Origin of the sequence: Enterococcus florum (assembly GCF_004309355.1) — a bacterium.
Classification (GTDB): domain Bacteria; phylum Bacillota; class Bacilli; order Lactobacillales; family Enterococcaceae; genus Enterococcus_A; species Enterococcus_A florum.
Genome location: NZ_BJCC01000001.1, coordinates 141,931 through 164,822 on the forward strand (window position 1 = coordinate 141,931; position 22,892 = coordinate 164,822).

Annotated in this window: 24 protein-coding genes, 1 tRNA gene and 1 other annotated feature; of the genes, 4 read left to right on the forward strand and 21 right to left on the reverse strand. The window is 41.2% G+C overall.

All coding sequences use genetic code 11. The features are described 5' to 3' along the window. Positions 1-192: 192 nt before the first annotated feature. From glnA to NRIC_RS00760, 7 genes are all read right to left on the reverse strand, one after another. Positions 193-1,533 carry a type I glutamate--ammonia ligase gene (gene glnA, locus NRIC_RS00730; RefSeq protein ID WP_146620776.1) on the reverse strand — a complete coding sequence of 447 codons (1,341 nt, stop codon included), beginning with the start codon at positions 1,531-1,533 and terminating at the stop codon, positions 193-195. Between the two features lie 43 nt (positions 1,534-1,576). After that, entirely contained in the window at positions 1,577-1,957 is a 381-nt protein-coding gene (locus NRIC_RS00735) for a MerR family transcriptional regulator (protein ID WP_146620777.1), read from the reverse strand. 179 nt (positions 1,958-2,136) lie between these two features. Continuing rightward, positions 2,137-3,387, reverse strand: coding sequence for a methionine gamma-lyase family protein (locus tag NRIC_RS00740; RefSeq protein WP_146620778.1), 1,251 nt, complete (start codon positions 3,385-3,387; stop codon positions 2,137-2,139). Then, entirely contained in the window at positions 3,371-4,615 is a 1,245-nt protein-coding gene (hflX, locus tag NRIC_RS00745) for a GTPase HflX (protein WP_146620779.1), read from the reverse strand. The genes NRIC_RS00740 and hflX overlap by 17 nt, the downstream gene beginning before the upstream one ends. Continuing rightward, a complete protein-coding gene (miaA, locus tag NRIC_RS00750; RefSeq protein WP_146620780.1) occupies positions 4,600-5,538 on the reverse strand; it encodes a tRNA (adenosine(37)-N6)-dimethylallyltransferase MiaA in 939 nt (312 codons plus the stop codon). The genes hflX and miaA overlap by 16 nt, the downstream gene beginning before the upstream one ends. Further along, positions 5,535-6,269 (reverse strand): glycerophosphodiester phosphodiesterase, encoded by a 735-nt coding sequence (locus tag NRIC_RS00755; RefSeq protein ID WP_146620781.1) that lies wholly within the window; start codon positions 6,267-6,269, stop codon positions 5,535-5,537. The genes miaA and NRIC_RS00755 overlap by 4 nt, the downstream gene beginning before the upstream one ends. A gap of 13 nt (positions 6,270-6,282) precedes the next feature. Continuing rightward, complete coding sequence (locus tag NRIC_RS00760; RefSeq protein WP_146620782.1) at positions 6,283-6,798, reverse strand: hypothetical protein; 516 nt, start codon at positions 6,796-6,798, stop codon at positions 6,283-6,285. Between the two features lie 196 nt (positions 6,799-6,994). Between NRIC_RS00760 and clpP the strand changes: the two genes are divergently transcribed. Beyond that, positions 6,995-7,588 carry an ATP-dependent Clp endopeptidase proteolytic subunit ClpP gene (gene clpP, locus NRIC_RS00765; protein ID WP_146620783.1) on the forward strand — a complete coding sequence of 198 codons (594 nt, stop codon included), beginning with the start codon at positions 6,995-6,997 and terminating at the stop codon, positions 7,586-7,588. Between the two features lie 217 nt (positions 7,589-7,805). Here clpP and NRIC_RS00770 read toward each other — a convergent pair whose 3' ends face one another. From NRIC_RS00770 to NRIC_RS00780, 3 genes are all read right to left on the reverse strand, one after another. Further along, positions 7,806-8,504, reverse strand: a complete 699-nt coding sequence (locus NRIC_RS00770) for a DNA/RNA non-specific endonuclease (RefSeq protein ID WP_373862065.1) — start codon at positions 8,502-8,504, stop codon at positions 7,806-7,808. A 142-nt stretch (positions 8,505-8,646) separates the two neighbouring features. Next, positions 8,647-9,120, reverse strand: coding sequence for a rhodanese-like domain-containing protein (locus NRIC_RS00775; protein ID WP_146620785.1), 474 nt, complete (start codon positions 9,118-9,120; stop codon positions 8,647-8,649). 390 nt (positions 9,121-9,510) lie between these two features. Beyond that, a tRNA-Gly gene (locus tag NRIC_RS00780) sits at positions 9,511-9,581 on the reverse strand. 215 nt (positions 9,582-9,796) lie between these two features. Here NRIC_RS00780 and NRIC_RS19430 point away from each other — a divergent pair. Next, positions 9,797-10,000 (forward strand): thioredoxin family protein, encoded by a 204-nt coding sequence (locus tag NRIC_RS19430; RefSeq protein WP_227873696.1) that lies wholly within the window; start codon positions 9,797-9,799, stop codon positions 9,998-10,000. A gap of 57 nt (positions 10,001-10,057) precedes the next feature. Here NRIC_RS19430 and NRIC_RS00790 read toward each other — a convergent pair whose 3' ends face one another. Beyond that, positions 10,058-10,699, reverse strand: coding sequence for a redox-sensing transcriptional repressor Rex (locus NRIC_RS00790; protein WP_146620786.1), 642 nt, complete (start codon positions 10,697-10,699; stop codon positions 10,058-10,060). A 196-nt stretch (positions 10,700-10,895) separates the two neighbouring features. Here NRIC_RS00790 and NRIC_RS00795 point away from each other — a divergent pair, with 196 nt between their 5' ends. After that, positions 10,896-12,827 carry an ABC-F family ATP-binding cassette domain-containing protein gene (locus NRIC_RS00795; RefSeq protein WP_146620787.1) on the forward strand — a complete coding sequence of 644 codons (1,932 nt, stop codon included), beginning with the start codon at positions 10,896-10,898 and terminating at the stop codon, positions 12,825-12,827. A gap of 58 nt (positions 12,828-12,885) precedes the next feature. Then, the gene (locus NRIC_RS00800; protein WP_146620788.1) at positions 12,886-13,545 is read left to right on the forward strand and encodes a C39 family peptidase; all 660 of its coding nucleotides are present in this window, start codon (positions 12,886-12,888) and stop codon (positions 13,543-13,545) included. Between the two features lie 47 nt (positions 13,546-13,592). Here NRIC_RS00800 and NRIC_RS00805 read toward each other — a convergent pair whose 3' ends face one another. The 10 genes from NRIC_RS00805 to NRIC_RS00850 form a co-directional block, all read right to left on the reverse strand. After that, entirely contained in the window at positions 13,593-14,699 is a 1,107-nt protein-coding gene (locus NRIC_RS00805) for a 5-methyltetrahydropteroyltriglutamate--homocysteine S-methyltransferase (RefSeq protein ID WP_146620789.1), read from the reverse strand. Positions 14,700-14,758: 59 nt separating this feature from the next. Then, positions 14,759-14,995 (reverse strand) — a binding site (T-box leader). A gap of 359 nt (positions 14,996-15,354) precedes the next feature. Next, positions 15,355-16,095, reverse strand: a complete 741-nt coding sequence (gene dagF, locus NRIC_RS00810; protein ID WP_146620790.1) for a 2-dehydro-3-deoxy-phosphogluconate aldolase — start codon at positions 16,093-16,095, stop codon at positions 15,355-15,357. Between the two features lie 3 nt (positions 16,096-16,098). Beyond that, positions 16,099-17,199, reverse strand: a complete 1,101-nt coding sequence (locus tag NRIC_RS00815) for a DgaE family pyridoxal phosphate-dependent ammonia lyase (RefSeq protein WP_146620791.1) — start codon at positions 17,197-17,199, stop codon at positions 16,099-16,101. After that, on the reverse strand, positions 17,183-18,292 hold the full coding sequence (locus NRIC_RS00820; RefSeq protein ID WP_146620792.1) for an amidohydrolase/deacetylase family metallohydrolase: 1,110 nt from the start codon (positions 18,290-18,292) through the stop codon (positions 17,183-17,185). Before NRIC_RS00820 ends, NRIC_RS00815 begins: the two co-directional genes overlap by 17 nt. A gap of 13 nt (positions 18,293-18,305) precedes the next feature. Then, the gene (locus NRIC_RS00825; RefSeq protein ID WP_146620793.1) at positions 18,306-18,977 is read right to left on the reverse strand and encodes a DUF4310 family protein; all 672 of its coding nucleotides are present in this window, start codon (positions 18,975-18,977) and stop codon (positions 18,306-18,308) included. Positions 18,978-19,024: 47 nt separating this feature from the next. After that, positions 19,025-19,804: a DUF4311 domain-containing protein gene (locus NRIC_RS00830; protein ID WP_146620794.1), complete on the reverse strand. Its 780-nt coding sequence runs from the start codon at positions 19,802-19,804 to the stop codon at positions 19,025-19,027. 15 nt (positions 19,805-19,819) lie between these two features. Continuing rightward, entirely contained in the window at positions 19,820-20,173 is a 354-nt protein-coding gene (locus NRIC_RS00835; RefSeq protein ID WP_146620795.1) for a DUF4312 family protein, read from the reverse strand. A gap of 17 nt (positions 20,174-20,190) precedes the next feature. Next, on the reverse strand, positions 20,191-20,547 hold the full coding sequence (locus tag NRIC_RS00840) for a glycine-rich SFCGS family protein (RefSeq protein WP_146620796.1): 357 nt from the start codon (positions 20,545-20,547) through the stop codon (positions 20,191-20,193). A 22-nt stretch (positions 20,548-20,569) separates the two neighbouring features. Continuing rightward, entirely contained in the window at positions 20,570-20,902 is a 333-nt protein-coding gene (locus NRIC_RS00845) for a PRD domain-containing protein (protein ID WP_146620797.1), read from the reverse strand. After that, on the reverse strand, positions 20,850-22,781 hold the full coding sequence (locus tag NRIC_RS00850) for a BglG family transcription antiterminator (RefSeq protein ID WP_227873697.1): 1,932 nt from the start codon (positions 22,779-22,781) through the stop codon (positions 20,850-20,852). The genes NRIC_RS00845 and NRIC_RS00850 overlap by 53 nt, the downstream gene beginning before the upstream one ends. Between the last annotated feature and the right edge of the window lie 111 nt (positions 22,782-22,892).

Genomic DNA, 22,892 nt, shown 5'->3' on the forward strand with positions numbered 1-22,892 from the left:
CTAAATATAACGACAACTTACAAATATTGAAATTTTACAAAAGAATTACCAGAAACAGCGCATTTGTAACACTCCTCTAATCCATTCGATCAGTCGTTTCCAGCCTCACCTGGTTTTATTTTTTTATCCATAGCTGGTACCTGCTAAAAAAACAGCACGACATCATGTCATGCTGTTTCAACTTCGTTTCTTTTAATACAATTCTAAATACTGCTCACGTTCCCATTCGGACACCGTTTGACGGAACGCTGCCCACTCGATTTTTTTCGCTTCAGTAAAGTTGTTGTAAATGTGCGAACCCAAAGAATCAATCATCACTTGGTCTTCGCGCAACGCTTTGATCGCATTGTGGATAGTAGAAGGAAGATCTAGAATTTGCGCTTCTTTACGTTCTTCTTCACTCATCACATAAATGTTGCGATCTACCGCTGCAGGAGGAGTTAAGTCATTACGAATTCCATCTAAGCCAGCTTCAAGCAGCACTGCCATAGTCAAATACGGATTGGCAGCCGGGTCAACAGATCGTAGTTCTAAACGCGTTGACAACCCGCGTGATTCTGGAATACGGATCAACGGAGAACGGTTGCGTCCACTCCACGCGACGTATACAGGTGCTTCGAAGCCAGGTACTAAGCGTTTATAAGAATTAACGATTGGATTACATACTGCTGTATATGCTCGAGCATGTTTCAATAGTCCAGCTAAAAATTGATATGCCGTTTTGCTTAGCTTCATTGGACCATCTTCATCGAAAAAGACATTGCCTTCCTCGTTGAAAAGAGACATGTTGCAATGCATACCAGAACCATTGATTCCATACAAAGGTTTTGGCATAAAAGTTGCGTGCAATCCATGCTTGCGGGCGATCGTCTTAACGACCAATTTAAAAGTTTGAATATTGTCGCAAGCCTCGATGGCATCTGCATATTTAAAATCGATCTCATGCTGCCCTGGAGCAACCTCATGGTGAGAGGCCTCAACTTCAAAACCAAGACTTTCAAGTTCTAAAACGATGTCTCGACGGCAGTTTTCTCCAAGATCTGTAGGGGCAAAGTCAAAATAGCCGCCTTTATCATTTAGGTCTAGTGTTGGATCACCGCATTCGTCCATTTTAAACAGGAAAAATTCAGGCTCAGGCCCTAAGTTGAATGAAGTAAAGCCAAATTCTTCCATGCCAGTCAATACACGCTTTAAGTTTCCACGAGGATCCCCAGCAAAAGGAGTACCATCTGGATTGTAGATATCGCAAATCAAACGCCCTACTTTTCCATGATCGCTTTCCCAAGGGAAAATCATCCAAGTAGAAAGGTCTGGATATAAATACATATCACTTTCTTCGATCCGCACGAACCCTTCAATTGATGAACCATCGAACATCATCTTATTGCTCAATACTTTGTCCATTTGACTTACAGGTACTTCTACGTTTTTGATCGTTCCTAAAATATCGGTGAACATTAAGCGCAGAAATCGTACATTTTCTTCCTCAACGATTCGTTTGATGTCTTGAACAGTTAAATCTTTCTTTGGCATAGTATCCCTTCCTTACACTTCATTTTTTTATATTCCACAACCACTAAAGCTTTGGCCCTTGTGATTGAAATGGATGTTGCTGGTTTAATCCGCTTTGAGTCAGCATCTCATCATAGAAAATGCGCCGAACATCTTTATCAGTCAACGGCGGTTTTTCTTTTGCTGCCTTTTCTTCTTCTTGGCGCATCTGGTAGACGCGCTTGATGCCAGCCATATTTAATCCATCCGATAAATAATCCTTGATTTCCAAGAGCACATCAATGTCATTAAGAGAGTACATTCTGCGGTTGCCTTCACTCCGCTCTGGATGGATCAATTCTTGTTCTTCGTAATAACGAATCTGACGAGCCGTTAAATCTGTTAACTTCATGACTGTACCAATTGGAAAAACGGCCAATGACCGACGTAGTTCTTTCTCCCGCATCAAATATCCTCCTCGTTTCTTAATGATGAAACTAGAATACCAAGCAATAGACCACTTGTCAACAGCAAATGTGAGATTTTATGACATGGAAACAAAATTTTTTCTGACATCAAAAATCAAATCCCTCTTTCAGGATTCAGCACACAAAAAAAAGACCTCAACGGAGATCTTTCGTTTTATCAATGATACACATCATTAACCGCATTTGAAACCGCAACTTTCACATGTTCGTAGGTCAGTCCCCCTTGCAAATAAAGCGAATAAGGTTCTCTTAATGGTCCATCCGCACTTAGTTCAATGCTTGCTCCCTGAACAAAAGTCCCTGCTGCCATGATAATATCATCCTCATAACCAGGCATGTATGCAGGAATCGGTAATACGTAAGCATCAATCGGCGAGAATTTTTGAATTGACTGACAAAAACGAATCATCGCCTCCCGATCATTAAAGTTGATTAGTTGAATGAGATCGGTTCGAGGCTCATGCCACTTGGGAGTTGATTCCAGATGGTATTCCTCTAGTAGTGCTGAAGAAAAAATCGTCCCCTGAATCGCCTGCCCCACCACATGAGGAGCTAAAAAAAATCCTTGCAGCATGTCATACACATTGCCCAGCATTGCACCACCTTCCGCACCGACTCCAGGTGTAGTCAAACGATACGCACACCTTTCTATCAACGCTTTTTTCCCGGCAATGTACCCACCTGTTTTTGCTATTCCGCCTCCAGGATTTTTAATTAACGAACCTGCCACCAGATCTGCACCTACTTGTGTTGGTTCTTTCAATTCAGCAAATTCACCATAGCAATTGTCAACGAAAATAATGACATTCGGTGCGACCTTCTTTACAAATTGACACATTTCTTCGATTTGAGCAATCGTAAATGATAGCCGAGAAGCATAACCTCTAGAACGTTGAATGGCTACGACCTTTGTCTTTTCAGTTATACTCGTTTGAACTTTTTCAAGATCGACTGAACCGTCCACTTTCAATGCCACTTCAGCATATCCAATTTTATACTCGTTGAATGAGCCGATGCCATTACCTTGGACACCGATCACTTCCAATAATGTATCGTATGGCGTTCCGGTGATGTACAACAAGTCATCTTCAGGACGTAAAACACCAAACAATGCTGTTGAGATAGCATGTGTCCCAGAAACAATTTGTGGGCGAACTAAAGCAGCCTCCGCACCAAAGGTTTGAGCATATACAGCCTCTAACACCTCACGACCTAAATCGTCGTTCCCGTAACCAGTGGAGGGCAGAAAATGATTTTCTGACACCCGATTGTCTCGAAAAGCGGTTAAAACTTTTGCTTGATTCGATAAAGCAGTCTCCCTAATTGCTTTCAAACGATCATCGATTTTTTGATCGACTTTTTGGATCGTTTGGATCAATTCAGGCGAAAGCTCAGCGGTCCATCCCATCTTCCATCCTCCTCAGCCAACTAGAAGACTTTTTTGCAAATCCTCTTATTTGGTAGTTCTCTTTTTCTTCGTTAAATTGCTCACTTAAAACCAGCGTTTCACGTTTGATGATGCTCAATTCGTGCCCATTTTCTGCTGAAATACTCAGCAAGTACGGTTCTAGGATTTCCATCATCACTGTTTTGATAGCTTCAGAGAGTTGTTCTTTCCCCTTGCTGGATTTTGCTGAGATCAAGACATTTGGAAACAATGTAGGTGTAAAATGAAATGCATCAATCCGATCTGCTTTATTGTAAATCGTTAAAACCGGGATAGACTCCATGCCTAATTCTTTCAGCAGTGTAATAACAGTTTGTTCCTGCTGCTGCCGATCCTCAGAACTTGCATCTACTACATGCAGCAGCAAATCCATTCCTTGGCTCTCCTCCAACGTTGACTGAAATGCATCGATCAGTTGCGTTGGCAGATCTTGAATAAAACCAACCGTATCTGTGATCGTGGCTTCCATTCCTTGAGGCAGGTGCCATCTTTTTGTCAAAGGATCCAGCGTAGCGAACAATTGATCCTGCGAATAGGTTTCAGCATTTGTCAAGAGGTTCAAAATAGTCGATTTGCCAGCATTTGTATAGCCGATCAGCCCGATTTGAAATAAATTAGACTGTTGACGCTGCTGACGGTTTCGTGCACGATGCGCTTCGACATGTTTCAACTCTTTTTTGATCGCAGAGATTCGACGGCGAATATGACGACGATCCGTTTCTAATTTTGTTTCACCAGGACCTCTTGTTCCGATCCCTCCACCTAAACGTGAAAGGTTTTGCCCTTGTCCCATCAATCGAGGCAAAAGGTAGCTTAATTGTGCTAGTTCTACCTGCAACTTCCCTTCCTTTGATCTTGCCCGTTGTGCAAATATATCCAAAATCAGTTGGATGCGATCAATCACAGGAACGCCAACGATCTCCTCGATTAATTGTGCTTGTCGAGGTGTCAAAGCATGATTGAAAATGACCAGATCAGCTTCGTGAGCATCCACAAGTTGGGCCAATTCGTGTGTCTTCCCTTTACCGATGATCGTCTGCGGATCGACTCTAGGACGCTTTTGGGTCAACGAGAAAACAATCTCTCCATTCGCCGTTTTAGCCAATCCAGCTAGCTCATACATCGATTCTAAATGATTTTTCTTTGTTTCTTCTGTTTCCACTCCCACAAGGATTACTCGTTCTGACAAACTGATCCCTCCTCCAGCCAGCATTTTGCGGCTGAAATTATTTGACTGATGTCCTCTGGATGCTGCACTAGGTCATACCAATGTACATCCATTCGGTTTCTAAACCATGTTAATTGGCGTTTGGCATAACGTCTCGACTGCTGTTGAACAACCGCTGCAGCTTCTTCTAGCGAAATTTCTCCAGCAAAATATGGGAAAAACTCTTTGTAGCCAATCCCTTGTGCCGCCTGAACAGTGGGAGTTTTATACAAACTCCGTGCTTCGTCTAAGATTCCAGATTCAAGCATTGACTCAACCCGTTGATCGATTCGAGCATACAGCAATTCTCTCTTCGTATCTAACCCGATTAAATAAGCATCATAAAGTAATTTAGGCTCTTTCTCAGGAACCATGATCGAACGTCCCGTAAGTTCAAATACCTCTAACGCGCGGATCACTTTTTTCTGATTGTTCAAGTGAATTTTCTGTGCTGCTAATGGATCTCTTTCGGCTAAATAGCGCCATAATGCTTCTTTGCCATGCTCCTTAGCGTAAGCTTCATACATTCTCCGCAATCTAGGATCCTGCTGGTCTCGCTCATTGCCTAGCTTATAGTCCCAAAGTAAAGATTGAATATAAAGACCTGTCCCACCCACTACGATCGGCAGCTTGCCACGACTGCAGATCGTCGCGATCACTTCTCTGGCAGTCGCTTGAAATTCAGAAACAGAATATCCTTCTGTCACCTCTTTAATGTCGATCAAGTGGTGCGGGATTCCTGACATTTCCTTCTTAGTTACTTTGGCAGTACCAATGTCTAACGTTCGGTAGACTTGCATGGAGTCTCCACTAATAATCTCTCCATTCAACCGTTTGGCAAGTTCAATACTTAAACTTGTTTTGCCTACAGCCGTTGGACCTACGATAGCCAATACTTTTTTCATCTTCGCATCCTACTCTTTACCCGGTGTGCTTTTTCAGGAAAATCAGTAATAATCGCAGCCAGTTTCAAATCGAAGCATTGAATCATAGACTGGTATAAATTAGGTGTCCACGGACGAATCGCTTTAGGAAAATTTGCCACTTGATTACTGTTTTCTTGTACCCACTGATAGCTTGGATGAATCCCTTCAATAAAATCACATTCCATTGCGGCTGCAACTTGTGATCGCGATTTCTTAAGCAGCAAGTCCAATTGTGCATCCGGTTCGATCTCATGAAGGATCCGCAGCGTTTCAAGATTAAAACTGGAATACCAATGAGTAAATGGCCACTCTTGCGTATGGAGACATTTCGAAACAGCCATTTCGATCCCAGGATAATGATAATTCTCAGTCTTTAGTTCTATGTTTAAAATCCCTCGAAAGTTCATCTGCAGCAAAAGATTTAACACTTCCTGCAAGGTCGATACCTTAGTGGCTTTGTATTTTTTTGCAAACCAGCTTCCTGCATCCAGTTTCTTTATTTCCTCAAGTGTTAGCTCTCGAACCAGGCCTTTTCCATCCGTGGTGCGATCCACCGTCTCATCATGCATGATGATTAGCTGCTGATCCTTTGTCAGATGTACATCTAAATGGATACCATCTGCTCCAGTGCGTACTGCTTCAGCAAAAGCAGGCAATGTATTTTCAGGATGCGTTCCACTGCTTCCTCGATGAGCCAAAATAAGCGTCACTGTCTTTCACCTCTTATTTTGCGTCAAAATAACGCAATGGTTGTTTAGTTAATTTGCTCAATTGCATTTTTTTCTCTCGAACAATCTCCATCAATTGATCGGAGAATGACTCCATAACCAGTCTTCCACCCTTATAAGCATACCCACCCATCGTAGCTGTTTCCTCCGGTGACAAAATCACTTTGCGGTGGGAGATATTTTTAAAGAATTCCTCGATCAAAAAAGTTGGCAAATAGAAATTGTTTTGTGCGGTAAAGGATTGGAGATAAATATAGTCATCAATGGTAATATAGCAATCATCAAATGAATTGAAGCTAACATATTCTTCGCTTAGTACCGTTCTTTTTCCTAAAATTTCATTGATTTTTTTATTTAGGAGATTCAAGGTCTCGATCTCCTTTACTTTATGTTCAAGTTCACGCCGCTTAAACTCCGTGCGTTGCATAAATTTAAAGATAATAAATACTGTGATACCAACGATCACAGCCCCTACAATAACTCCCAATAAGCCGATCATTGCTGTTTTCATTTCCATCCCCCTCAACAGTTTGTTTGCGTTATTAATAGTACCATATTTTAATGGTTTTCGGATAGTTTTGCTTTATCAAAAAAACTTGAGTATACTATTTGACCAAAACTGACCAATGTTGTATACTCTTTTTTAGAATTTAGCTATTACTTATGCTAAACTATAATATGAAGAACAATTTTGAGGAGGAGTCACTATGAATTTAGTTCCTACAGTTATTGAACAATCTTCCCGTGGTGAACGGGCCTACGACATTTATTCTCGCTTATTAAAGGATCGCATTATCATGTTGAGCGGACCAATTGATGACAATGTGGCTAACTCTGTGATTGCCCAGCTGCTTTTCTTGGATGCTCAGGACTCTGAAAAGGATATCTATTTGTACATTAACTCTCCTGGCGGGAGCGTATCTGCTGGTTTGGCTATTTTTGATACGATGAACTTTGTGAAAGCGGATGTTCAAACCATCGTTCTTGGAATGGCTGCTTCGATGGGCAGCTTCTTGTTGACCGCTGGCACCAAAGGAAAACGTTTCGCACTGCCAAATGCGGAGATCATGATCCATCAACCACTAGGTGGAGCACAAGGTCAAGCAACTGAAATTGAGATCGCTGCTCGGCATATCTTAAAAACGCGTGAGCGCCTCAATAACATCTTGGCTGAGCGTACCGGTCAACCTCTTGAAGTGATCGAAAAAGACACGGATCGGGATAATTTTATGACGGCAGAGCAAGCCAAGGAATATGGGTTAATCGATGAAGTGATGATTAACAGCAGTGCATTGAGCTAACCGCTTTACAAAAACTGAAAGAATCACATCTGCTTTACCCTAACAAATCAATAAAGTTGATGATTGAAACAAAAAGGCGACCCTCATTTTTTTCGTGAGGGTTGCCTTTTTTAATTATATGACGACTGCGAATGTCGGTTTTTTGATTAAACATATCCTTTAGCTGTCGCTGGTCAATAGCTCAATAAGTCTTCATATCCTATTATATGAATGACGTTTATTCTGCTTTAGAACGTCCAGTTGTATAATCGATCGAAACACCTTGTTGAATATTGTAAATAAACACATTAAAAGAAACTTCCTTATCCTCTATGCTTTGTGCCTCCATTTGTACTCCTCTGGCTACCAGCTCTTCTCCTTTGAAATAAGGCGTTATTCGATATCGAATATGATTACCCGTTTCTTTCAGATACTCAGCTACTTGCTCTTCATAAACCGTCATACCCGGCGAATTCAAGCTGCTGGTGGCTGTCATCAAATTTTTCCAGTTGTTGTTTTCACCGGTCAGGCGAAAAGCAATCAAATGCGCTCGATTGTACAATGGGCGATCTTGATAAAATTTTTGTTGCCAGCCTGTTGGCTTAACATATAAACGCTCTCGTTCCTCTCTTGGAAAAAGACTTTTGTTCAACATGGCATTCGCTGGTCCTACTCGATTGAAAGAATCCAAGTCAGAAAAATGCGTTCCTAAAGGCATTTTCAGGTCTTCCTCCGAAAAATCAGGACGACCATGATTGAGTTGTATCACCTGATGTTCGCCATCGTATTCTGGAATCTCGGCTAATTGCTGGACCTCGATCGTTTTAAGTGAATTATCTGGCTCCAGCGTTTGCGTATAAAGCCCATACAATGCTGCCAACAACAATACGACACTGGATAAAATCTTAGTAGTGGTTTGTTTCTTCTTGCGTGCGATAATGGTCACTCCTCTAATCTGTTTGCAAGCCTGTCGCAGGCTCCTTTGACATCATATACTAAAATGAAGCACCAAAAAAGTCCTTCCCGTATCCTTATTTAAAAAAGCAAAAAATGTCTCGGCACCTTCTGCTCAAATCGTATTATTCGTTTGTTACCCACAATAACTCATCGCTCTTGTAGGGCCATTTCTTAGCGCCATCTTCAACAATATAAAAACGTGATTCGTCAATTCCTTCATGGACCATTACAAAGATTGCACGCTGTGCGCCGCTTCCTCCGCCAGGGCAAACAACATAAATAGGCTCTGTCCCATTCTCAAATACATCTATCTGATCCACCACTTTTTGTTCCAGCTCTTTAGTGTCTACAGGATAAGCAGCTACACTAATTGAATTGGGCAAATGTCCCCGTTGATACTCTGCTTCAGGTTGAATATCCATAATTTGATAACTGCCAGATGACTCTTCTTCGATCACCTGTTTCATTTTTTTAGGCGTAATATATTGCCAGTCGATGTCCTTCTGATCTTTTTTAGCATTCCTTGTTGAACATCCTGCAAACAAAACCAATCCTGATAGGATGACTAAAATAAACAAACCAATGTTGCTTTTCATCTGATTCCCTCTTCCAAAATAAATAAATAATGCTTTTCACAAATTATAATAGCAATCAAAGGGCCATTTATAAAGTACTTTTTAATTTTAACAATAATTTTATAATTTTTATGAATTGAAATTGTTATTTTTATTTAGAAACCAAAAACATCCAATCGTATGACTAAACATCGAATAATCATTTCATTTTTTATTTGATGTTCGATGGGCTATAATCAAGTTACCAAGGACAGGAGGGTGATCTTGATGCAAAAACATTCGGAGCGATCAGAACAGCTGTTGAAACTCGCGGCCATGTTAAGTGCAGTAAGTCTATTCTTAAAAATCATTACCCTTTTCATCGATCGCAAGCAAAAAAGCTAGAAACCTTTTTAGGTTCTAGCTTTTTAAAGCGGGTGACGAGAATCGAACTCGCGACGGAAGCTTGGGAAGCTTCTGTTTTACCACTAAACTACACCCGCATCGTATAAAATATTATATACCTGATTACGATTTGTTTCAAATAAATCCTCACCATTTTTCTTTGTTAGTAAGGAGCAACACTATGGATTCTTTAAATCAAGTTCAAGCAGTTCTCAAAACAGAAGCCCGTTTAATCATTTTTATTTCTTCTAAGTATTGACGTATTTGTCATGTCGACGAACCTCGAGTTCGAGGGATAGCAGAAAAATACGCCTTGCCGTACTATCACTTGGATATTTTAGATGAACCTGAGTTGTCAGGCTATTTCGAAGTATTGACTGTTCCAGCCGTTCTCATTTACTATTCTGGACAAGAGATCCTGCGCCAGGCACGATTCCTTGACTACCAAGAAATTGAAAAACGGATCATGCAGTTACCTGACCAACCTGACCTGTCAGACTATTCGACGTTATTTTGACACAACTCTGCGGGCGAATGAATGATTTTAGACAATAAAAAAAGCAAGTTCGAAAACTTACTTTTTATCGTCATCATTATGATGTAGAAAATAAATCAGTGTTTGTAATTCATTGGTTAAATCAACACTTTGGATGATTACATTACTAGGCGCGTTCAAACGTGCTGCTGTAAAATTCAAGATCCCCTTAATACCAGCATCGGTCAATTGATCAACCACTGGTTGAGCTTGTTGTGCAGGCAATGTTAAAATAGCGATCTCAATTTGCTGGAGTTTGATTTGCTCCACTAAATTGTCCATCGGATAAACTGGAATACCATCAACGATTCGGCCAACAATGTCTTCCTTGACATCAAATGCACAACTGACACGAATGCTGTTGCTTTGATGAAACTTGAACTTTAATAAAGCGCTGCCTAGGTTCCCCACCCCGACGAGTGCCACATTAGTCAGCTGATCATCGTTAAGGATCTTCCCGAAAAAATTCATCAAGTCCTCAACATCATACCCATATCCCCGCTTGCCTAACTCACCAAAATAAGAAAAGTCGCGGCGAATCGTTGCGCTGTCGACTTGAATCGCTTCACTTAGTTCTGTAGAAGAAACCTTTGTTTTACCTGCGTTATTCAAAATACGGAGATAACGATAATACAAGGGCAATCGTTTTACAGTCGCTTTTGGAATTGCGTTTTCTTTCACAATATCTCCCCTTTACAAAATTCTTGTTAGTCAATTTCAAATCCTATAATATCAAGAATAGATAGACAATTGCAACGTCTCTGCTCAAATAATTGTGAAATAATCACGAATTTACTAGAAACCGCACACAATTCTGCCGTCTTAAAAAGAAATATGGTAGACTAGTACCATTGAAAACGATGAATGAGGAAAAATTATGCTATTACTACAAGTAAATCAAGTGGCACGCTATTTTGGTGCTGAAACACTTTTTGAGAATATTCAGCTTGAGGTTTCTAGTCGCGGAAGAATCGGGTTAGTCGGTCGAAATGGGGCTGGAAAGTCTACCTTGTTAAAAATCATTGCTGGTGTTGAAAGCCCTGATGCAGGCCAAATCATTAAGAACAAGCAAACATCATTAGGCTACCTAGCTCAGGATACTGGTCTTGTTTCGAATGAGACCGTATGGAATGAGATGTTAAAGGCTTTCGAACACTTGAGAAAAATGGAAGCCCGTATGCGTGAAGTTGAGCTTACTATCAGTACAGGGGCAGAATCTGATGAACGCTACGAAGCGTTACTAAAGGAATATGACCAGCTGCAACATGATTTCAATGATCAAAATGGCTATGGCTATGAAAATGAGATTCGCAGTGTTCTGCATGGATTCAAATTCGATGACTCCTTTTATGAGAAACCCATCGACACTTTGTCAGGCGGACAAAAAACTCGTCTTGCACTGGCGCGAATGTTGCTGGTCAAGCCCGATATTTTGATTTTGGATGAGCCGACAAACCATTTGGACATTGAAACACTTGCTTGGTTAGAAGATTATTTGCAAGCATACTCCGGTGCCCTGTTGATCGTTTCCCATGACCGATATTTTCTCGATCAGGTCGTCACAGAGATCTATGAAATCTCTAGACAAAAAATGACCCACTACACCGGTAATTATTCGCGCTATTTGGACGTTAAAGCGGCACAAATTGCAAGTGATTGGAAAGCCTATGAGAAACAACAGGCAGAAATTGAAAAACTAGAAGATTTTGTCGCCCGCAATCTTGTTCGAGCATCCACAACAAAACGAGCACAAAGTCGCCGCAAGACCTTAGAAAAGATGGATCGTTTAGACCGACCCGACGGCAAAGAAAAGTCAGCACATTTTATGTTCGATATCGAAAAAGCTTCTGGAAATGTTGTTCTCCAGCTAGAAGATGGGGCAATTGGCTATGAGAAACCATTGGCAGAACCAATCAATCTAGATATTCGCCGTACAGATGCCATTGCTTTAGTCGGTCCAAATGGGGTTGGAAAATCGACTCTGCTTAAGTCGTTGATCGACCAAATTCCTTTTTTAAGAGGAAAACCACATTTCGGAACCAATGTTTCTATTGGTTATTATGATCAAACTCAGGCAGATCTTCATGGAAACAAGACGATTTTGGCTGAGTTATGGGACGAACATCCGACAGTTCCGGAAAAAGAAATTCGATCTGTATTAGGCGGGTTTTTATTTAGTGGAGAGGATGTAGAAAAAACGATTCCCTTGCTTAGCGGAGGCGAAAAAGCGCGGGTCGCATTAGCGAAGCTATCTATGAATAAAGAGAATTTTCTAATTTTAGATGAACCCACCAATCATTTAGATATTGACAACAAAGAGGTTTTGGAGAATGCCTTGATCGATTTTGAAGGAACCTTGCTATTTGTCTCACACGACCGGTACTTTATCAACCGGTTGGCAAATAAGGTGGTCGAGCTGTCTCCTGAAGGCAGCAGGTTGTATTTAGGTGACTACGATTATTATCTTGAAAAGAAAAAAGAAGAAGAAGAAATTGCTGCATTATTAGCTGAAGAAACAACTGTGGTTGACCCTGCGCCTAGAAATAAATTCTATCAAGACAAAGAACAACAAAAGATGATTCGCAGCCTTCGCCGAAAAATAGAGACCCTCGAAGAGAATTTAACGATTTTAGAAACGACTATTGCACAGTTAGAAGAGTCGATGACGCAGCCAGAACTATTGAACGACCATGTAAAGTTGACGGAATTATCTGCCGAACTAGAAGCCAAAAGGCAAGTACAAGAAGAACAGTTGACTCAATGGGAAGAATTGAGTTTAGAGTTGGAAGAAATCACTAGTACGACTTAAGTTGGATGACAAGTTCTCCGTTTTCAGTTTTAATAGGTTTACGGAGGTGTGAATAACTATGAAAAAGAAAAGCAGCCTGTCAACCTTACTGGGAATTTTTCTGGTAGTTGCCGGACTGGGAATTTTTTCGTTGAGATTTCTAGCTCCAAAAACAATTGCCATTCCTTCCTCATTTGCAAACGAAGCAAACCACTATTTAAGTACCTCTGGACAAGATATGACGTTGCTTTTACAAACTGATCCTGCTTGGGGCCAGACGCCCTATGGCAGCGGATCAGAAACAAACGATCTGGCTACTAATGGATGTGCTATCACTTCATTAGCGATGGTTCTCTCATACTACCAAAAGCGGACTGTATTGCCTACTGAGATTTTAGAATGGTCCCAAGATCGTTACTATGTTGAGGGCAGCGGAACGGCTTGGTCGATTTTCCCAGATTTTGCAGATCGTTACCAGTTGTCCTGTCAAGATCTTGGTCTTGATGCTTCTCAAATCCAGGATCGCCTAAATCAAAACCAGCCGATAATTCTTTCTGTTAAACCGGGTGAATTTACGACTATCGGACACATTATGGTCATCAAAAAGGACCTGACAAGTGATCAGATTATCGTTTACGATCCCAACGACTCTCCTGAAAAGGAGCATTTCAAAACGCGTTATGCATTAGAGCCGCTTCTGGCTCAAAGTGTCCATGCATGGAGCTTTGCTCCGATATAAAAAAACAAGGCATCAAAACGTGACTCATCGTTTTGATGCCTGTTTTTTTATACGTCTGTCCAAATTTCTTTAGCTGTATCGATCACTAATTTCAACTTAGCCCATTGATCCTCTTCAGTAACGTGGTTGCCTTCATGCGTTGAAGAAAAACCGCATTGAGGACTAAGGCACAATTGATCCAAAGGCACGTATTTTGATGCTTCTTGGATTCTTTTTTTGAGAATCTCTTTGTCTTCTAAATTAGGAGTTTTTGTTGTAACCAATCCAAGAACTAAACGTTGCTGACCGAGATTCTTTATCGGTTCGAAGCTGCCGGAACGTTCATCATCAAACTCTAAAAAGAATCCATCAAATGCAGCAATCGATAATAAGCGTTTTGCTATTTTATCATACGACCCGTTATACAGCCAATGAGATTGAAAATTCCCTTTGCAAAAGTGAAACGTGATCGCTATATCTGCCGGCTTTTGGGAAAGTGCCTGCTCTGTGATATCGCCGAATGCTTGGATCAACTCATCAGGATCAAATCCATTCTGGGAGATCATTTCACGAAACCGTTCGTCAAACAGTCCACCCCAACTGGTATCATCTAATTGCAGGTATCGGCAACCTACATCATAAAATGCTTGAATAGCCGCTTGATACGTGCGCACCAAGTCTTCTTTGAATGTTTCAATAGAAGAGTAAATTGGATTTTCTTTGTACTGCTTGGACAAGATCAACGAGTCCAAAAAAATCATATTCGGTCCAGGAATCGTCTGTTTTGCTACTGTCTCACCGGCGTGTTTCTTAGTGAATGTAAAATGCTTTAAGAATGGATGATTTTCATTGAATGACAATTTCCCGCTCACATAAGTCCCTTGTGCTTCAGTAGTGATTCCAAATGCCGTCGTTGTAAAATCGTAAACGGTGATCCCATTCAATCCAGCAATAAAATCAAGATGCCACCAGCGGCGACGAAACTCCCCATCCGTAACTGCCTGCAATCCGACTGACTTTTGTTTTTCAATTACGTTTATGATTTCTGCATCTTCGACAGCTGTTAATTCTTCCTTGGAAAGTTCTCCCAGCTTACATTTTTCACGTGCCTCTTTTAAAGCGATTGGCCGCAATAAACTACCCACCTGATCAAATCGAAATGGTATTTTTTCCATTCTTTCACACTCCTTTTTTATTTAAAGACGCAAAAAAGCCTTAGACACCTAAAAAGATATCTAAGGGCAAACATTTGCGGTACCACCTTATTTTTTACAGCTATTTGTTGCGTGCTGTCTCGAACAGTCTCCATTCGGACACTGTTGCCAGCTAACGGGGCTAGCCGTACCTTCTTACTTATCAGAAGATCCACTCAAAAGCCATTTTCTGAACGAACGAATTCCATCTCTTTTCAGCTGCCGAGACTCTCTGTTAGAACCGTGATCGATCATACTTTCTTTTTCATCGTGTTTTATATTTTTTCTAAGATACCAAAAATCTGTAAGCAATGTCAATAGGGTTTGTGTATTAATTTTGAACCTGAGAGCTTCCACAAAAAGGATCCGCAGTCTTTTTGCGGAAGTTTCAGATTGAAATGGTATCCTATTCAGGGGGAAGTGATCTAGGATGTACTTTTATATTACCTTCCCCTCTTGAAGATTTTTCGACGAATTCTTAAAAATGAATCGTCCTTTTAAAGAATTTTAATGTCTCCGCTTCATACCAGAATCATTTTCTGCATTCTCAAGGGGTGTGACCACACAATGCCAAACTACGATTTTGTTCGAACTATAAAACCTGCCGCCTTCACATAGACGACAGGTAATGACTATACTATTTCAGTGTATTTCTCATCATTTCTAATAATAGACTTACATCTTTTGGCTTAGTATCCCCTGTTTTTGAATCAATGATCGAGCTGTATACATGTGGAATGATTTTTTTCACTCCAGCATCTACAGCAATTTGCACGATTTCCTCAAAATTATCCAGATCGATCCCGCCTGTTGGCTCTAAGTAAAAGTCTTGTCTCGCACAAGCTTCTGCTACTGCTTTATACTCTTCAATATGTGCTAGACCCTTCATCGGGAAATATTTGACAGAACTAGCTCCCATGTCCTTTAATAAAGCAATCGCTGTATCGATTGGAACCTCTGCAGGTGTCTCTTTTGAACTTAATGGACCAGTAGCAATATTGACAAAGCCTACCTTGCCAGTTGGAGACACTAGTGCATTAACTACGGTATCATTTTGTCCAAGTACCGCTCTTGATGTACCAGCCCCTGTAAAAACCTGATTCACGTGTTGAGGTTGTAATACGGCCGACAAACGAGAGACCATGGCACTTTGATTGGGATCACCCGCTCCTAAACCAACCGATAAAGCGTTATTTGTAGCAGTTTGGTACTTTTTCATGTCTTCAGTGGCTGCTTCATCGCTGTCATAGTTTTTCGAAAGCACACCTAATACAACATGTCCTTCCGCTGCTTCATAACATTCTTTCGCATTCTCGACTGAATTGGCTAAAACATTTAAGCAAATTCGATCTGATAAATAATTTGGTATTAATGACATTTTTTACTCCTCTTTCATGATTTCTTTCAGACGTGCTGTAATAGCAGCCATTTCCCGCTGATTTACTGAACGGACATCAAACTCAATGATGCCGTTATTCGACTGATATTCTCGAGTATACACAGCTGGATCACCTGCTTTTAATTCTTCGATTACTTGTTTGGCTGATTTTCCTTCCGTAACCTTGACACTGGCACGGTAGATGTCCCGGCCCGCTCCATCCTGAACGATATTTCCTTGCAAGCCACAAATCTCATTGATGGCTTCAATAAAAGGAGCCAAACGTTCCTGCATGGACTTTCCAGATTCACTGCCAAATGTCAGGTAATCCTCAACTGCCTGAGTGAAGCCTAAAATATTATCTTTGCCAATTTTCATTGAGCGACCTAATCCCTTGCTTTGCAAACGTACCCACTCAATATACTTTTTCTTTCCAATAACCATCCCAGCACTAGGCCCCTCTATGGCCTTAGCACCAGAATAAATCACTATGTCTGCGCCTTGTTCAATATATTTTGATAAGTCCTCTTCCGCCGCAGCATCAACAATCAGCGGGAGCTGATGTTTTTTCGCAATCTCCGCAGCTTCAGCTACTGACAGCATGCTTTTTTGAACAGTATGATGACTTTTGATATATAGAACCGCAGCCGTTTTTTCAGTAATCATCATTTCAATGTGCTCAGGTGAACACATGTTAGCATATCCTGCTTCAACGACCTGACCACCACCCTGTTCGACCATAACTTCAACAGCTGTCCCGTAGTCAACGTTATGCCCCTTTGGTAAAATAATCTCTCTTTTTTCAATTCGAGCGGTGTAAGGATGATAGGTATGATAGATATCTCCACGACCAATAATTCCTGCCACAGATTGAGCAATACCAGCAGATGCAGATGAGACAATTTGAACATCCTCTACCTTTAAGAGCTTTGCTAGATAAGCCCCTGTTTTCATAGCCAAATCACTCATCTCAAAAAAGTGTTCCCCACCAAAACGCTGCGCAGCCAAAACATTTTCCGAAACCTTCGATACGCCTAAAATGGTCATTCGACCTGAAGCATTGATTACATGCTTCAAGTCGAATTTTTTATAATTGATTGTCATATATTTCTCCTCCAATGACCGTCTGTACGGGTATGATCCTTTCCCTAGTTTGACGGGTATTTCCATTGGAGTCAACTAACACCTTTTCTTCCTCAACAATTTTGAACACCGTTAGATCGGCATCACAGCCAACTTCCAAACGCCCTTTTTGAGTAAAATGAAATTGAGCGGCAGCCGCAACAGTGATTTTATCGATAATTTCTTCCCACGAGTAGCCCACGACATGAAGCTTCTCTAAAGTTGTAGCCAGATCGTAAACTGGACCATTTTTTCGATTGCGAATATAGATGTCTGTACTGATGGTATTTGCCTTCATTCCCTCTTTGAAAGCCGCTTCAGCGACATCAAAATTGAAACTATCTGTACCATGACCGATATCGAATAGAATTCCTTCCTTATGAGCCTTCCAGGCGAAATCTTTTATCTGATCGGTTTCTCGATTCAAAATACCATTGACCTTGCCATTGAAGCAGTGCGTCAAAATATCCCCTTCGCTCATAACCTCTAAAATATCAGTTAATTCCGGTGGTGCAGATCCAATATGCACCATCAGCGGCAGCCCTAGAATTTCGTTTTGAATTTCTTTAGCCAATTTCAGAGGTGTGATTCCATTCTCTCCAATGACCGTCTTACTCATGCGAGCCTTAATTCCTACGATAAACTCCGGCAAGTCTGTGATCGCTTGTTTCACTAACTCTGCCTGTACTTTTGTGAGATCTGCCAGTTCATCCTGCTCAACGATGCCGAATTTAGAAATATTCAACAGCGCATAAACGTTGGTTTTTGCCTGCTGTGCCAATTCGTAAAAATGCCGAACATTTTCTGCGCCCGTTGTTCCAGCATCGATAACCGTTGTTACACCCTTTTCAACCCCGATTTCATCTGGATAATCGTAATACAGCTCCATTTCCTGGTAGCAGTGAACATGACTGTCGATCCAACCGGCAGACACATAATTTCCAGCTAAATCCAATACTTTCAGATCTCCTGCTTCAATCGATTCTGCTACCTCTAAAATTTTCCCTTCAGAGATAACCAGTTCGATGGGGTCTCCATTAATTAGTCTTCCGTGTTTCAGTACAATTTTAGACATCATTTCGTCCTTTCTACTGTTCCAAGGTTACAGGGAATAAGGCACCTAAGATCATTGCACCGAGGATTGCGCCACCGGCAATTGGTTTTTTCCACTTATAAAAGACAATTGCACCAATCGTTGAGCCAATACCGATAGGAATAGATGCTCCTGCCGCACTCAAAATAATCAACGGCCCCAGGAAGCGCCCTGATTGATTCCCAGCTCCCATCATAATATCCGCACCAAAAGTCGAGTTCGATTGATTGATAGTGAATTTACGAATCAAAATGATGATTCCGCCGACCAGCACACCAAGGATCGCACCTGTGACTAATGCCAAAGGGAAGCTTTCGATCGGTGCAGTAATTCCCATTGAAAGAAAAATTGCTGGGATACCAATTCCTAGTCCAGTCAAGATCGATCCGCCTAGATCTAGAATCCCTACAAGAGAACCTTCTAAGATACGTGCAAATAGAAAGCTTGCTCCGAAAGCTGCAGCGGCTCCATACGAACCTCCGTCTAGACCAGCTTTCAGCATTGCAACGATCGATACTTCATTAAAGGCACCTACCCCATATTGAACATACATGTGTGTTCCTGTAAATACTGCCGACGCCATTAATCCCACTAAAATCGGGAATGACCAATCAGCAAACCAGAAACTCTTTTTCTTTTGCTCTTCAGTCAAATCTGTAATTTCCATGAATTGCTCCTCCTAAATCAAATCTTTCTACTCATTTAAAATCACTATTATTTCACTGTGAATACTTCATGCAGATTGTTCAACCAAGCTGGAGCATCCAGTTTGAAGCTTTCCAGCAATTGCAAATCGAATCCACGGAAGAATCCGCTGAAAACAAACAATAAGATAGCGGCAGTTAAAATGATCTTAGTAATCTTTGTCCAGCCTTGATCGTCTACACCCTTACCGACTAAAATCCCTAATACTACACCAGGGACTGCATTGCCCATGATCATTTGTGCAATTGCTCCAAAAAGAGTTCCCCAAAAGCCAGAACGTTTTCCTGCATCTATAGCAGCTAACCAAAAGAGAACTGGCATCACGATGTTGATCAGCGTTGTTGCTGCAGGTACCAATACCGCGACTGCTGTAACTTGCAACGCTTCAGGGATTGCAGCCGCAGTCGTGTTCAAGAAGGCTACTAACGCCATTCCTATCACCGCACCAGAGAAGCCCATCTTTTTAGGATCATGCATTGTTTGTGCAACATTTTTATTTTTTAGAAGCAATGCAGCTGTGGCCCAGTTCGGTACAACACGGTGCGTCACATCCTGTGTGAATGCCCCTGCTCCTACTGCTGATGCCCATGCATTAAAGAAGAAGCCCAACCCGAAAGAGAAATGGGATGCTGGATCCCCTTCACACGCATTCATTTCACCAAGTGTTCGGAAAGCCCCTAATCCTTGTGTGCTCGGCGCATGAAACATTCGAGCTGCTCCAGCTCCGGCTGAAAAGCCCAGCAGTCCGCCGATGACCAATGATTTCAATAAAATAATTACAAAATCCACGTTTTACTCACCCTTTTACATTTTTTTTGATAGAAACGGAAATGAAATCGAATCTGGAGCTGATTGATCCATCTGCTTAAATACAACGTTATTCATTTGAATCGTCGACAGCTCCACCTCAACTTTCAACTTTACGGCATAGTCTACCCGTTTCCTTGGCATAAAGAAGAACAAAAATCGCTCTGTATACTGTTGTTCTTCAGCAGAAAGTACAGTGACTTCTTTAGGCTCGATACGCAAGATAACATCTTGTGATCCTTTTAATACTTGCTTCTGTATTTTATTCAAGGCATCTGAAAATGCGGCTGTCTTGCTTTCTCCTTTACCCTCAACGATCAGGCTTTGCTGTATTTTTGTTGTTGTGTCCACCTGTACTTCCCCTTTCATTACGCGCCGTATTTCTTGATATATGCTTCTGTTAGTCGTTTCCCTAATTCTTCAACGTCCATGAATCCAAAGCCTAATACTGTGTTTCCATCTTCGATTGCTGTAACGCCCTCTTCAACAGAGCGCATGCCATGACGCTCTTTATACCCATATTTTGTCGCTGCAGTTAGCGCTCCTGCTCCGCCGCTTCCGCAAAATGAGATCCCTAAATCTGCATTTTCCTGCTGCATAACATCTCCCAGACGCATATCTGCTCCCATTCCTGGAACAACGACTGCCCGTCCGCCTGCTGCTTCAACACCTTTTGCCACGTTTTGTCCTTTTCCTAAACGATCTGCGATGACTACTGTTACCATGTTTATTCCTCCTAATTATTGATTAATTTTGTTTAGCACTTTCAAAGTGAATCGATAAAACATAGATCTCGTCTTCGGCAAGTCCGCCGATTTTCTCAACGACATTTCTTGAGATCTGCATTGCCTCCTTCGAAACCTCATTGAACATTTCAGGATCTACAGTGGGAATCGTAGTGCCTTCCTTTTGTCGTAAGATCATTTCATTCAAGTGATTGATCAAGATCGTCCATTGCAGCTCCGTTGGTTCGATTTGATAGGTTGTTACTAAATTATCTGTGTAGTCGACAATTGCTTTCAATTCTTCAGGATAAACACTCTTCTGAAAAATCTGCTGACTCTCTTCTGTTACTTTCATTGCCTTTTCTTTCCTCCTTGCTTTTTTTGTCGACATAATTGAACAATGCCGTTAACTCCGCTTCATTGACAGCCAAATCATTTTCAGAGAATAGCTGCTCGATTGCTTTGAACAGGTGACGGTCCTGAAAGAGCGTGTGATGATCTACGTTGCCCTCCAACTCATATTGTTGCTTAAAAATAATGCGATGAACCATCAAGAAGACATGCAATAAAAAGGCATCTTCGATTTCCTTTTTTAATCGCTGGGCAAACAGTTTTCTTAAGCCTTCATAGAGGATAAAGCCCTTCAAAATGACTTCTTTTGTCGCTTCCTCAGGTGCTGTACCAAGTTGAGTACGATCAAATCGCACGTACGATGCCGCCGGTTGTCGATTGACTGCGGTTTTCTTTGTAAACTCCTTGATGGCTTCAATATCCTCTCGCGAGGGAATGGCGTTCACCTTGATCAAAGGACAATTGATTCCTTCGATGGGAAAAATGCTGACCACCAAATCAGGCTTATGCGTACGGATCATTTCCACTGCGTTTAAAACGGATGCAAAGCTGACGATTTCTACATTGGAAATCTCTTCTTCGATTTTTTGTTGAATCAAACTGGTTACCCCTAATCCCGTTGAGCATACATACACGATGCGAACGATTCCCTGCTCTATCTTTTCCTTTTCAAAATGGACCATAAAATGGAGTGCAATGTAGGAGATAAAGGAATCATTGATCAAATAACGCATCGCACTCGGTAGAACCTTGCGACAGGCTTTCTTTATTGCTGAGAATAATGCTGGATGCATCCCCTTGATATCATCGATAAAAGGATTGTATTCATTCAAATATAAATGCTTTTTTCCCAGTCGCAAGGACAGGTGAGCAAACAGGTTCGTCAGCAATTGCGGGTTTTCATCGAATGACACATTCATATCCTTAGATATAGAGTCAATCAATTGAATAGACAGCTGCAGTGTATCAGGATGTTCTTCCTCTACCGTCAAATCACTGCAAATATATTCATATTCATCTCTGAGTATCGGCAAACCATAATGAGAAAAGACCAATTCCATCAACATCATTGGAATGTCTTGATTTTTCAACAGCGTTTGTCTTTCCTGAAGCAAAGTAAATGAACCAATTGATTTATGAATCAGCAGCCGGCTAGTGGCGATTGCAACCCGAAACGTGATTGCCAGCAACTCCGCATAATTGAATTCGTTCATTACGTTAGGAGCCAATAATTCTGCTGTTTTATCGATCACCAATTGATAAACTTCATAAAAGGGAAGACCTTTGCCGATATGAATCGGATGCTTGGCCGGTTCTAACGGATCAGTCAATCGATGCATAATTTGATAGATATCATACTCTGTAAGGCTGTGATGCAAGAGATAGTCCATCAAAAACCGGCATTTTTCTTCCGTGCCTTCTAGCCAAAATCCTTGTCCGCTTTGTCTTTTCAAAACTAAGCCGTATTTGAATGCAAATTCTTCGACCTTCTCTAAATCAGTCATAATGGTATTCTTTGAAACATCCATTGAATCCGCTAACCTTTTTGCCGTCGTTACCGTTTCAGAAAACAAGAGACAAAGAGTGATCTGATCAATTCTTGCCTTTTGATCCAAGTAAACGTCAAAAAATTTCTCTCCAATGAGTTCATTTTTTAGAGCGATTCGCTGCGTTTCCGTCAGTTCAAACCAAAAACCTTTGCTGCGTTGCGCATGCAATTCGATTTCACGTTCATACAACCACAGGCGAATATTGTCCAAGTCATATTTCACTGTGCGCACGCTTACAAGAAATTGATCAGACAATTCCTTTGTCGTGACACTTTTTTCACTGTCCAGCAGCTTTAATAAAATTTTGATCTCTCGTTTCGATAATTGCATCATCCGTTTATCTCCTTACACTTGCTACTATAATCATGAAAATCACTTGTCACAATACAAACCTATTGCACTTACTTAAGTGCAATGCTTCACCAAAATCTAAATTCTTTTCTT

Bases quoted from the DNA above. Each gene is read 5' to 3' on its own strand.
- glnA (WP_146620776.1), bottom strand. From the start codon at position 1,533: ATGCCAAAGAAAGATTTAACTGTTCAAGACATCAAACGAATCGTTGAG.
- NRIC_RS00735 (WP_146620777.1), bottom strand. From the start codon at position 1,957: ATGCGGGAGAAAGAACTACGTCGGTCATTGGCCGTTTTTCCAATTGGT.
- NRIC_RS00740 (WP_146620778.1), bottom strand. From the start codon at position 3,387: ATGGGATGGACCGCTGAGCTTTCGCCTGAATTGATCCAAACGATCCAA.
- miaA (WP_146620780.1), bottom strand. From the start codon at position 5,538: ATGAAAAAAGTATTGGCTATCGTAGGTCCAACGGCTGTAGGCAAAACA.
- NRIC_RS00760 (WP_146620782.1), bottom strand. From the start codon at position 6,798: ATGAAAACAGCAATGATCGGCTTATTGGGAGTTATTGTAGGGGCTGTG.
- clpP (WP_146620783.1), top strand. From the start codon at position 6,995: ATGAATTTAGTTCCTACAGTTATTGAACAATCTTCCCGTGGTGAACGG.
- NRIC_RS00775 (WP_146620785.1), bottom strand. From the start codon at position 9,120: ATGAAAAGCAACATTGGTTTGTTTATTTTAGTCATCCTATCAGGATTG.
- NRIC_RS00795 (WP_146620787.1), top strand. From the start codon at position 10,896: ATGCTATTACTACAAGTAAATCAAGTGGCACGCTATTTTGGTGCTGAA.
- NRIC_RS00800 (WP_146620788.1), top strand. From the start codon at position 12,886: ATGAAAAAGAAAAGCAGCCTGTCAACCTTACTGGGAATTTTTCTGGTA.
- NRIC_RS00805 (WP_146620789.1), bottom strand. From the start codon at position 14,699: ATGGAAAAAATACCATTTCGATTTGATCAGGTGGGTAGTTTATTGCGG.
- dagF (WP_146620790.1), bottom strand. From the start codon at position 16,095: ATGTCATTAATACCAAATTATTTATCAGATCGAATTTGCTTAAATGTT.
- NRIC_RS00815 (WP_146620791.1), bottom strand. From the start codon at position 17,199: ATGACAATCAATTATAAAAAATTCGACTTGAAGCATGTAATCAATGCT.
- NRIC_RS00820 (WP_146620792.1), bottom strand. From the start codon at position 18,292: ATGTCTAAAATTGTACTGAAACACGGAAGACTAATTAATGGAGACCCC.
- NRIC_RS00825 (WP_146620793.1), bottom strand. From the start codon at position 18,977: ATGGAAATTACAGATTTGACTGAAGAGCAAAAGAAAAAGAGTTTCTGG.
- NRIC_RS00840 (WP_146620796.1), bottom strand. From the start codon at position 20,547: ATGGTAACAGTAGTCATCGCAGATCGTTTAGGAAAAGGACAAAACGTG.
- NRIC_RS00845 (WP_146620797.1), bottom strand. From the start codon at position 20,902: ATGAAAGTAACAGAAGAGAGTCAGCAGATTTTTCAGAAGAGTGTTTAT.
- NRIC_RS00850 (WP_227873697.1), bottom strand. From the start codon at position 22,781: ATGATGCAATTATCGAAACGAGAGATCAAAATTTTATTAAAGCTGCTG.